Source organism: Janthinobacterium sp. HH104, assembly GCF_001758715.1.
In the GTDB taxonomy this organism is placed as follows: domain Bacteria; phylum Pseudomonadota; class Gammaproteobacteria; order Burkholderiales; family Burkholderiaceae_D; genus Janthinobacterium; species Janthinobacterium aestuarii.
This window is the reverse complement of the sequence record NZ_LRIB01000047.1, coordinates 79,975-91,710: the sequence shown is the minus strand read 5'-3', so window position 1 is coordinate 91,710 and position 11,736 is coordinate 79,975. Positions and strand designations below refer to the sequence as shown.

At 61.4% G+C, this 11,736-nt stretch carries 9 protein-coding genes; all 9 read right to left on the bottom strand.

All coding sequences use genetic code 11. From position 1 onward, the window contains the following. Positions 1–3 precede the first annotated feature (3 nt). Positions 4–1,038, bottom strand: a complete 1,035-nt coding sequence (locus tag JAB6_RS21670) for an arabinan endo-1,5-alpha-L-arabinosidase (protein WP_070304565.1) — start codon at positions 1,036–1,038, stop codon at positions 4–6. A gap of 69 nt (positions 1,039–1,107) precedes the next feature. Beyond that, on the bottom strand, positions 1,108–2,658 hold the full coding sequence (locus JAB6_RS21665; protein ID WP_070304471.1) for an alpha-N-arabinofuranosidase: 1,551 nt from the start codon (positions 2,656–2,658) through the stop codon (positions 1,108–1,110). A 237-nt stretch (positions 2,659–2,895) separates the two neighbouring features. Next, a complete protein-coding gene (locus JAB6_RS21660; protein WP_034752926.1) occupies positions 2,896–3,663 on the bottom strand; it encodes an SDR family NAD(P)-dependent oxidoreductase in 768 nt (255 codons plus the stop codon). Positions 3,664–3,697: 34 nt separating this feature from the next. Next, positions 3,698–5,275 (bottom strand): aldehyde dehydrogenase (NADP(+)), encoded by a 1,578-nt coding sequence (locus JAB6_RS21655; protein WP_070304470.1) that lies wholly within the window; start codon positions 5,273–5,275, stop codon positions 3,698–3,700. After that, positions 5,272–6,264, bottom strand: a complete 993-nt coding sequence (araD1, locus tag JAB6_RS21650) for an AraD1 family protein (protein WP_034752922.1) — start codon at positions 6,262–6,264, stop codon at positions 5,272–5,274. Before araD1 ends, JAB6_RS21655 begins: the two co-directional genes overlap by 4 nt. 12 nt (positions 6,265–6,276) lie before the next feature. Continuing rightward, positions 6,277–8,019, bottom strand: coding sequence for an IlvD/Edd family dehydratase (locus JAB6_RS21645; protein ID WP_034752921.1), 1,743 nt, complete (start codon positions 8,017–8,019; stop codon positions 6,277–6,279). A 200-nt stretch (positions 8,020–8,219) separates the two neighbouring features. Beyond that, on the bottom strand, positions 8,220–9,290 hold the full coding sequence (locus tag JAB6_RS21640; RefSeq protein WP_070304469.1) for an aldose epimerase family protein: 1,071 nt from the start codon (positions 9,288–9,290) through the stop codon (positions 8,220–8,222). A gap of 17 nt (positions 9,291–9,307) precedes the next feature. Next, complete coding sequence (locus JAB6_RS21635) at positions 9,308–10,255, bottom strand: family 43 glycosylhydrolase (protein WP_070304468.1); 948 nt, start codon at positions 10,253–10,255, stop codon at positions 9,308–9,310. A 24-nt stretch (positions 10,256–10,279) separates the two neighbouring features. Further along, positions 10,280–11,632 (bottom strand): MFS transporter, encoded by a 1,353-nt coding sequence (locus tag JAB6_RS21630; RefSeq protein ID WP_070304467.1) that lies wholly within the window; start codon positions 11,630–11,632, stop codon positions 10,280–10,282. Between the last annotated feature and the right edge of the window lie 104 nt (positions 11,633–11,736).

Here is an 11,736-nt window from a genome sequence, read left to right as displayed (position 1 = left end):
TGCTTACCGTTTGGCTGCCGGCAATTCGCGGCTTTGATAGCGGTTCAAGTCACGCGCGTCGACTTGCGGCCAGCCATCCTTGTCCCATGTCATGGGCAGGATCTTGAGCTTCTGCAAATAATTGTCCGCCGTTTCATAGGCGTGCAGCACCAGATAATCCTTGCCGTCAAACGTATAGGCGCTGTTGTGGCCGAGGCCTTGCCAGTCCTTGTCGCCTTTCAGCAGCACCGTGCCGCCGCCCTGCGCCATGTCGCGGCCATCCTTGTCCAGATACGGACCCGTCACGCTTTTTGAGCGTCCCACGGCCAGGTGATACGTGCTTTTTTCTTTCTGGCAGCACAAGCCCCAGGAAACGAAGAGGAAGTAATCGTTGCCGTGTTGGAAGATGAACGGTGCCTCGATTTCCTCGGGCGCAGGCTTGAATTCGCCTGCGCGTGGCGGCAGGGGTACGCGGCGCGCCAGCGAGTGCCACTCTTGCGGTTCCGCAATGTGGGTCCAGTCCGGCGTCAGTTTCACCAGCTTGATGCCATTCCAGAACGAGCCGAACGACATCCACGGCGTGCCCTTGGCATCGGTGATGATGTTCGAATCGATAGCGTTCCACTCGTCGCGCTCGGGCACTGATTGCAGTAGCATGCCCTGGTCGACCCAGCGGTAGTCGGGCGAGCGGGGATTCAAGGTCGTGTTGACAGTCACGCCGATGCCGGACGTGTTCTTGCCGAAGCCGGATACCGAGTAGTACAGATAGTATTTTCCGTCGTGAAATTGCACGTCGGGCGCCCAGATATGGTCGTCAAAGCTGGGAGCAGCTGTTTTTGCCCAGGTCGGCTGGCCGGCGAAGACGCGCCCTTCCGGCTGCCAGTCAACCATGTTTTTCGAACTGTAGAAGGTAATGCCGGGACCCGTGCTGTACAAATAATACGTGTCGCCTTCCTTGGCCATCACGGGGTCGTGCACGCTGACCTGGGCCGCGTGCGCGGCAGCCATGATCGCCAGGGTGCTCAGGATGGCGGCCATGCCGCGTGTCAATGTGTGCATCGTCTTCTCCAAAATGGTCAGCCGGCCCGTCATGCGGGCCGGCCTGATGAGTGACAGGTGAGCGACAGCTTAGTCGACGGCCACCACCACGACGGCCTTGGCGGGCACCGACACGGTCAGCTTGCCGCCTTGCGCCTGGGCATTGAACGCCACCGGCTGCACGGCTTGCGGTTGCGCAAAGCTGTTGACGGCATCCATCTTGCCTGCGGTCAGCACGCGGCCCGTCACGCTGGCCACTTGCTTGCCGGCCAATGCCACGCTCACGTCGACCGCCTTGTGCGGGTTCGTGTTGACCAGCGACAAATACACCTTGCCATCCTTGCCGCGCGCGGCCGAGGCGCTCACTTCCGGAATGCTGACCTTGCCCAGGCTGTACTTGCCATTACCCTGGATAGCGACCGGCAGGGACGTGGCATCCTGGAACGGCACGTACATTTCAAACGCGTGATATGTAGGCGTGAGGAAATATTTGTCCTTGTCCGTGATGATCATCGCCTGCAGCACGTTGACCATTTGCGCGATATTCGTCATGCGCACACGGTCCGCGTGGGCATGGAAAATATTGAAGTTCAGGGCAGCAACGAGCGCATCGCGCAAGCTGTTTTGCTGGAACAGGAAACCCGTGTTGGTGCCCGGCTCCACGTCGTACCAGGTGCCCCATTCATCGACGTACAAGCCCGTCTTTTTCGAGGGATCGTTCTTGTCGATGGCGGCGATATTGTTCTTGATCAAGCTATCAATGCGCAGGGTGCGGCTCAGGGTGGAAATCCACTCATTTTCGCCAAAGCCCGTGGCGGCGCCCTTCTTTTCCCAGACGCCCGTCGGCACCGTGTAGTAGTGGAAACTGATGGCGTCCATCATGTTCGGCTTGATTTCGCGGCTCAGGGTGCTGGACCAGCTGATGTCGTCGTCATTGCCGCCGCTGGCGATGAATTTCGGGCGGGCGCTTTCCGGCGTCTTCATGAAGGTGTGATAGTGCTTGTACAGGTCGGCATAGTACTGCGGGCGCATATTGCCGCCGCACCCCCAGGCTTCATTGCCGATGCCAAAGTAATCGACCTTGTACGGCTGGGCACGGCCATTCTTGCGGCGCAGCTCGGCCAGGGTCGACTTGCTGTCCGACGTCATGTATTCGAGCCATTCGGACATTTCCTGCGGCGTGCCGGAACCGAGGTTGCCGTTGATATAGGTCTGCGCTCCCAAAAGCTCTGCCAGGTCGAAGAATTCGTGCGTGCCGACGGCGTTCGATTCTTCCACGCCGCCCCAGTTGGTGTTGACCTTGGTCGGGCGCTTGTCACGCGCGCCGATGCCGTCCTTCCAGTGGTATTCATCAGCAAAACAGCCGCCCGGCCAGCGGACCAGCGGCACGTGCAACTGTTTCAGCGCGCCCAGCACGTCGTTGCGCCAGCCCTTGGTATTCGGAATGGAAGACTCCGGTCCCACCCACATGCCTTCATAGATACCGGTGCCCAGGTGTTCTGCGAACTGGCCGTACACGTTCTTGTTGATCACGGCACCGGGCTTGGCCACGTCGATGGTGACCTTGACGGGCGCGGCAAAGGCGCTGCCGGCGGCCATGGCCAGGCTGAAGGCCACGATGCTGGTATGGATGAGTTTCATGCTGTCTCCTGTTTTTTAGTGAAAAGCAAGGGCCGGGATCAACCCGGCAATATGGATATGGCGATGCCTCTCCTGCCGCGGGGTTGAGGCGGCAAGAGGGTATTTCAAAGGAAGAAGGTGGCTGCGGGCAAACCCGCGGCCGACAAAACGCCCAGGGCTAGGCGCAGGGTCGAAGACAGTACGCTAGTACATCAGTACGATGACATCCGACCCTGCAACAACGCCCTGGACGTTTTGTCACACCCAGCCGGCGTCGACGATGAATTCCTGGGAGGAGCACATCGCGCCGTCATCGGAAGCAAGGAACAGCACCATGGCGGCGATGTCCTGTGGCATCAACTTGCTTGGCAAGCATTGGCTTTTCTTGATTTCCACTTCAGCCGCGTCGTCGACCCACAGGTCGATCTGGCGCTGCGTCATGACCCAGCCCGGTGTGACGGTGTTGACGCGGATATTGTGGGCGCCAAAGTCGCGCGCCAGGCCCCGCGTGAGGCCCACGACGGCCGCCTTGGTGGTGGCATACACAGGGTAGCCGCCCGACTTCATGTGCCAGGAAATCGAGCTGACGTTGATGATGGAACCGCCGCCCTTGCGTTTCATGCCCTCGAAGACGGCCTGGCACGTGAAGAACATGGGACGTTGATTGATCGCAATGCGCTCGTTCCAGTATTCCAGGGTGACGTCCTGCGCCTGGTGGCGCTGGTCGTTGGCGGCATTGTTGACGAGGATATCGAAGTCGCCCAGCTTGTCGGCCAGTTCGGCCATGACGGCTTGCAATGATGGGATATCCGTGATGTCGCAATGGCGGAAAATGGGCGCCGTCAGGCCAGCTTCGGCCAGGCGGCGGCACAGGGCCTCGCTCGCTTCCACGGCGATATCGACAAACGCCACCAGCGCGCCCTGGGCGGCAAATTCTGCCACCAAAGATTCGCCGATGCCGCTGCCGCCACCCGTGATGAACACGCGCTTGCCCTGCAAGCTGCCATATTTCGCCAATTGCTTCATCTTGTCTCCGCCTGTGTATTTTTATTTTTTGTGATTAAAGTTTGCCCAGCACGCCATCGTGACGACGCCAGATCCCCAGCGGATTATCGTCGCGCAGCGACTCCGGCAGCAAGTCTTGCGGCAGGTTCTGGTAGGACACGGGACGCAGGAAGCGGTTGATGGCTGCCGTACCGACCGAGGTGCTGCGGCCATCCGACGTGGCCGGGAACGGGCCGCCGTGCACCATGGCCGTCGACACTTCCACGCCCGTCGGGAAACCGTTGGCCAGGATGCGGCCCACGCGGCGTTCCAGCACGGGCAGCAAACGGCGCGCATCTGCCACGTCGCCGGCATCGATTTGCAGGGTGGCCGTCAGCTGGCCTTCCAGACTTTCCGTGATCGCCAGCAATTGCTCGATGTCGCGGCAGGCGACCAGCAGGGAAGCGGGACCGAAGACTTCGTCGCGCAGATCGTGCTTGGCCAAAAACGCTTCGCCCGAAGTAACGAACAGGGCGGCGGCACCCTTGCCTTCGTCGCCCGTGTTTTGCACCAGCGGCGTCACGTCGGCATGCTGCGCCAGCGCGGCGACGCCCTTGGCATAGCTGCTGGCAATACCAGCCGTTAACATGGTGGCGGCAGGCGCCGGCGCCAGCGCTTCGGCGGCAGCGGCGGCAAACGCCGTAAAGTCGGGACCTTCCAGACCCAGCACGAGGCCGGGATTGGTGCAGAACTGGCCCACGCCCATGGTCAGCGAGGCGGCAAAACCGCTTGCAATCGCCGCGCCACGGGCAGCCAGCGCTTGCGGCAACACAAAGACGGGATTGATGCTGCTCATTTCAGCATATACGGGTATCGGTTGCGCACGTTCGGCCGCCACCTTCATCAGGGCGATGCCGCCCGAACGCGAACCCGTAAAGCCGACGGCCTGGATGGCGGGATGGGCCACCAGAGTCTGGCCGATGCCATTGCCCGTGCCTGTCAGCAAGGCGAACACGCCTGCCGGCAGCTTGCAGATGGCAATCGCGTTCACGATGGCGCGCGCCACCAGTTCCGACGTGCCCGGATGAGCCGAATGGGCTTTCAGGACGACGGGGCAGCCGGCAGCCAGGGCCGAGGCTGTATCGCCGCCAGCGACCGAGAAGGCCAGCGGGAAGTTACTGGCCGCAAACACGGCGACGGGGCCCAGGCCGATCATGCGCAAACGCAAGTCAGGACGCGGCGGCACGCGGTCGGGCAGCGGGCTGTCGATGCGTGCATCGGTCCACGATCCTTCGCGCAGCAAGCCGGCGAACAATTTCAATTGACCCACTGTGCGGCCACGTTCGCCTTCCAGGCGCGCGCGCGGCAAGCCGCTTTCCGTCATGGCGCGCACGATCAGGTCGTCGCCCAGCTCGAGGATTTGCGCGGCGATGGTGTCGAGAAAATCGGCGCGTTCCGCGTCGCTGGTGGCGCGGAACGGGTCGAACGCGGCTTGCGCCAAACGGCACGCCGCGTCGATTTGCGCGGCATCAACCATGTGGAAAGCGGGCGCGATGCGCGCGCGCGCGGCCGGGTCCCACGCTTCGAAAGAGCCGCCGTTACCCTTGACGGCGACGCCGCCAATCAATGCATCACCGGTGATATTGAAACTCATAATGTGCTCACTTTCGCAAATTCGGTTGGGAAGACATCGAGGCGGTTGCGCAAGGCAGGGCCAAAGGCCGGCGCTTCGATTTCAAAGGTTTCGCCAGGCGCCACGCTCACGCCATCGGCAAAGCTTAACGTTGCCGTGCCAAAGAAGTGTACGTGCACGTCGCCAGGGCGCTTGAACAGCGGGTACTTGAAGTGATGGTGTTCCAGGTTGGCGATCGTGTGCGACATATTCTCTTCGCCGCTGACGAACGCTTTTTCCCAGCGTACATTGCCAGCCGCATCAAGCACACGCGAAGTACCGGCGATATGCGCGGGCAATTCGCCCACCAGCAGGGCCGGGCCCACGCTGCAGGCTCGCAACTTCGAGTGGGCCAGGTACAGATAGTTCTGGCGCTCCGTCACGTGGTCCGAGAATTCATTGCCGATGGCGTAGCCGACCCGGTAGGGCTGGCCGTCGTCGCCGATCACGTACAGGCCGGCGATTTCCGGCTCTTCGCCGCCATCGAGGGCAAAGTCCGGCATGCGCAGCGGCTGGCCGCCGGCGCGCACGATGGAGCCGTCGCCTTTATAGAACCATTCGGGCTGGGCGCCGGCCGTGCCGTCAGCCGGCTTGCCGCCTTCCACGCCCAGGCGGAACATTTTCATCGAGTCGCTCAAGGATTCCGCGTCGCCGCCGATCTTCTTGTGCATGGCGTCGCGCGCGCCGGCGCTGCCCAGGTGGGTCAGACCCGTGCCCGTCACGTAGCAGTGCGCTTCATCGGCGTGGTCGAGCGGCGCCAGCACACGTCCGGCAGCGGCCACGTCCGCATAGGAATGCGTGGTGTTGCCGACCGTGGCGTTGACCAGATCCGCCAGGCTCACCTTTTTGCGGATGGCGTCTTGCGCCAGCGCATACGTCGTGTTGTAGCCTTCGATGACGCGGATGGCGTCGTCTTGCAGCAGGCCGACGAGGCGCCCGCCGTGTTCATTCGTAAATTGCAGCAACAGCATGGGATTCTCCGCTTAGTGTGAGTGACGTGGCACGGCGGAACCGCGATTGCCGACCAGGAAGTCGAAATCGCAGCCTTCATCGGCCTGCAACACGTGTTCGATGTACAGCTGCTGGTAGCCGCTCTTCGGTCCGGGAGCGCTGCCCAGTTCGCGGGCCGCCAGGCGCTCGGCGATTTCCGCATCGCTGATGTCGATGTTCAGGCTGCCGTTGTGGCAGTCGAGGGCGATCATGTCGCCGTCGCGCACGATGCCCAGCGGGCCGCCGGCCATCGCTTCCGGCGCCACGTGCAGGACGACCGTGCCGTAGGCTGTGCCGCTCATGCGCGCATCCGAGATACGCACCATGTCGGTGATGCCTTGCGCCAGCAGTTTCGGCGGCAAGCCCATGTTGCCCACTTCCGCCATGCCAGGATAGCCTTTCGGGCCGCAGTTCTTCATGACCAGCACGGAGTTCGCGTCCACATCCAGATCCGGATCAACGATGCGGGCCTTGTAATGTTCAAAGTCCTCGAACACGACGGCCTTGCCGCGGTGCTGCATCAGGTGTGGCGAAGCGGCCGACGGTTTCAACACGGCGCCGCGTGGCGCCAGATTGCCGCGCAACACGCAAATGCCGCCATCGGCCAGCAATGGGTTGTCCAAGGTGCGCACCACTTCATCGTTGTAGATCGGCGCTTCAACGCAGTTGTCCCACAGCGACTTGCCGTTGACGGTCAGCGCATTCTTGTGCGGCAGCAGATCGCCCTCGCCCAGGCGGCGGATGACGGCCGGCAAGCCGCCCGCATAATAAAACTCTTCCATCAGGAAACGACCCGACGGCAGCAAGTCGACGATGGTCGGCGTGCCGCGGCCTACCTTGGTCCAGTCTTCCAGCTCCAAAGGCACGCCGATGCGGCCGGCAATCGCTTTCAGGTGGATCACGGCATTGGTCGAGCCACCGATGGCGGCGTTGACCTTGATGGCGTTTTCAAACGCTTCGCGCGTCAGCACTTTCGACAGGCGCAGGTCTTCGTGCACCATTTCGACGATGCGGATGCCCGACATGTGGGCCAGCACGTAGCGGCGCGAATCGACGGCGGGGATTGCGGCGTTGTGCGGCAGGGACGTGCCCAGCGCTTCCGCCATGCTGGCCATCGTCGAAGCCGTGCCCATGGTGTTGCAGGTACCGGCCGAGCGCGACATGCCCGATTCGGCCGACATGAACTGGTGCAAGGTGATCGATCCCGCCTTCATCTGCTCGTGCAACTGCCATACGGCCGTGCCGGAACCGATGTCCTTGCCATTGAGTTTGCCGTTCAGCATGGGGCCGCCGCTGACGACGATGGTCGGAATGTCGACGCTGGCCGCACCCATCAGCAGCGCCGGCGTCGTCTTGTCGCAGCCGACCAGCAGCACGACGGCGTCCATCGGATTGCCGCGGATCGATTCTTCCACGTCCATCGAGGCCAGGTTGCGCGTCAGCATGGCTGTCGGGCGCAAATTCGATTCGCCATTCGAGAAGACAGGGAATTCCACTGGGAAACCGCCCGCTTCCAGGATGCCGCGCTTGACGTGCTCGGCCAGCTGGCGGAAATGTGCGTTGCAGGGGGTCAGTTCGGACCAGGTATTGCAGATGCCGATGATGGGCTTGCCGTGAAACTCGTGGTCAGGTATGCCCTGGTTTTTCATCCAGCTGCGGTACATGAAGCCGTTCTTGTCCTGCGAGCCGAACCACTCGGCAGAGCGCAGGGCTACCTTCTTTTTTGTCTCAGACATGCCATTCTCCTGGTTGTGCCATGCCGGATCTAATGTCGTCGGCCCGGGCAGCGATGTTGGAATACTAAAGAATCCTGCCATGCCTTTCCAATCAATTTTTAATGCGTTCCGATATCGAAAACGATATCCATCAGCACCAATGAAAACGCCCTGCGGGCGCGTGGCGGCAGGGCGTGGAAGGTTTTTGGGGTCTGCGACGATTATTCTGCGGAAAACCGATAGACCGTTTCCGTCTGATACACCTCGCCCGGGCGCAAAATGGTATTCGGGAAATGCGACTGGTTCGGCGAATCCGGAAAATGCTGCGTTTCCAGGCATAGCGCGCCGCGATAGCGGATGGCGCCCTGCTTGCCCTGCTGGCTGCCGTCGAGGAAATTACCGGAATAAAACTGGATACCCGGCTCCTGCGTGTACACCTGCATCACCCTGCCCGATTGCGACTCGCGCACGGTGGCGGCCAGGTTCAGTCTGTGCCCCGGCTTTTGATTCAGCACAAAGTTATGGTCGTAACCGCGGCCGATGCGCAGCTGCTCATGCGGCACATCGATGCTGCTGCCGATAACGGTGCTCTGGCGCAAGTCGAACGGCGTGCCGGTCACGTCCGCCAATTCGCCCGTGGGGATCGACCCCGCGTCCACGGGCAGGTAGCGGTCCGCGTTGATGGACAACTCGTGACCGAGGATATCACCGTGCCCCGCCAGATTGAAATAGCTGTGGTTGGTCAAGTTGATCGGCGTGGCCTGGTCCGTCACGGCGTGGTAGCGCAGGTGCAGCGCATTGTCGTTGTCCAGTTCGTACACGACGGTGACGTCCAGCTTGCCCGGATAGCCGTCTTCGCCATGCGGGCTGCTGCGCGTGAACGTGATACCGACGGCGTCGTCGCTGGCGAACGGCACGGCTTGCCACATGACCTGGTGAAAGCCCTGGTTTCCGCCATGCAGGTGATTGGGTGGGTTGTTGACGGCCAGTTGGTAATCCTTGCCGTCCAGACTGAAACGTCCCTCGGCGATGCGGTTGCCGAAGCGCCCGATGACGGCGCCCAGGAAAGCGCTGTTGTGCAGATACGGTTCGATGCGATCGAAACCCAGCACCACGTCGGCAAAGTTGCCGTCGCGATCCGGCACGTGGATTTCGCTGATGATGGCGCCAAAGTCGAGCACCTTGACTTGCATGCCCTGGCGGTTCGTCAGGGTAAATACGCTGACGTGCTGGCCATCGGGCAGGATGCCGAACGGCAATTGCGTCACTGAAACAGAATCAACTGGGGTCATGGCGTCGGGTCCAGGTTTTACAGGGTCGATGAGCGGCCAAACACGGGCATGCCTTGCGCGTCCCAGCGCAACGGTTTGACAAACGTGTGGCGGTCCGGGTTCCACAAAGGGTCGCCAACGATTTCCGTGTAGGTGCGGGCATGGTACACCAGCAATACGCCGTCGCCATCGCCGGCCGTCGTGAAGCTGTTGTGGCCGGGACCGTAGATGCCGTGCTCGTAGCAGGTGGCAAACACGGGCTCGGGCGACTTGGTCCACGCCGCTGGATCGAGCAGGTCGGCGGAGTCGTCGGCCCACAGCAAGCCCATCGCATAGTTTTCATCGGTGGCGCTGGCCGAATAGCTGATGAAGATCTTGCCGTTGCGCTTCAGCACGGACGGCCCTTCGTTGACCCAGAAGCCGCGAATTTCCCAGTCGAATTCCGGCTTGCTCAGCATCACGGGCGGACCGGCCAGCTGCCACGGCGTGGCCATCGGCGCGATGTACAGGTTCGAATTGCCCTCGATGGCCACATCTTTCTGCGCCCACAGGTAGTACAGCACGCCGTCGTGCTCGAACGTGGTGGCGTCCAGGCAGAAGGTGTCGATGCCCGTGTCGATCTGGCCCATGAATTCCCACTCGCCTTCGAGCGGGTTCGCATTCGTATTGCGGATCGCATACATGCGGTGCTGGAACAACTTATGTTTGATTTCGCGGCTCGGCGCGGCGGCGAAATACACATACCAGGCGCCCTGGTTGAAGTGCAATTCCGGCGCCCACACCAGTTCGCTGTACGGCCCCGTTTCCGGCTTGTGCCACACGTCGACCGTTTGCGCGTCGGCCAGGCCAGCGATGCTGTCGGCGCGGCGCAGTTCGATGCGGTCGTACTGGGGCACGGACGCCGTAAAGTAATAATAGCCGTCGCTGTGACGGTAGATATGCGGGTCGGCGCGCTGTTCGATCAGCGGTGTCAAGACGTCTGCCATGTTGCTTGCTCCATTCAATTATTCTTACGCGGAGACAAAACCGCGCTTGTGCATTTCCGACTTCACGCCGCTGTAGTACGTATCGCTGATGCGGTACTTGAACATCAGCAAGCCCATCAGCAAGTGGAAGAAGCCGGGGATGATCGACAGCATCAGGGCGATGCCGTTCAGGGCGAATTGCGTTTGCTCATGGTTGGGCTGGTAGTCGAAATACGCGAGCAGCACGCCCACCAGGCCGCCCGCCACCGCCATGCCCGCCTTCTGGCAGACGGAGATGCCGCCAAAGGCGAAGCCCGAGACGCGCTTGCCCGTCTTGACTTGACCGTAATCAATGGTTTCCGCGATGGCCGACCAGAACACGGGCGCATGCAAGTCCACGACAAAGGACAGCAGGAAATACAGGGCGAAGGCCAGCACGGTATCGCTCGGCTTCACAAAGAAATAGATCGCCAGGCTGATCAGGGCGACGCCGATCTGCGTGTAGCGGAACAGTTTTACCTTGCAGTAAAACTTGGTGATCCAGGTCGAAGCGATCATGGCCAGGATAGCGGCCACTACGCCGGTCGTGAGGAAGGCGGCCACGGTTTCCGTGCTGCCGCCCAGATAGTATTTCGCGTAATAAATGGCGACGGAACCGCGCACCACATAGCCGATGGTGCCCGTGACGCACACGCCGCACAGCACCAGCCACTGGTCGTTTTGCAGCAGCACTTTCAATTGCGCGAGCAACGATTGCTTTTCCACCACGTGCACGACGCGCTCGGTGGTGGAGAAATAGCAGAACAGGAACAGGGCCACGCCCATGACGGCCATCACGGCCATGGCCGCCTGGTAGCCGACGGCCGGGTTGCCGCCGCCCCAGCGCTGCGACAGGATCGGCACGACGATGGTCACCATGAAGGCGCCGATCTTGGCGAAGAACAGGCGGTAGCCGTTGGCCGACAGGCGGTCCTGCGGATCGCTCGTCAGTCCGCTGATCAGGGAGATATACGGAATGCCCACGCCGGCCGTCATGATGGTCATCAGAATATATGTCGAGTATGCCCAGATCAGCTTGGCGTCATAGTGCCACTCGGGTGTGCTGAACACAAAGAAGACGCTGACGCCATACGGCACGGCCAGCCACAGCAGGTATGGACGGTAGCGGCCCGAGGCAAAGCTGTAGCGGTCGGTGATCTGTCCCATGACCAGGTCGGCAATGGCGCCGATGACTTTCACGGCCACGAACAGCAGGGCCAGGTCGGTGGTTTTCAAGCCATAGATATCGGTATAGAAAAAGGTAATGATCAACATCATCGACGAAATGACGACATTGAGCGCCATGTCGCCGGCGCCGAAGCCGACCTTTTCAACGGTAGATAATTTTTGCGTCTCCATGCTTTCCGTCCATTCTTTTTATGATGAATCGTGCGTGACTGCCCAACTGACAGGGGCGTTGCCGGCCGAAACCATGGCAACGCCCTTGATTTTTTACTGTGCGA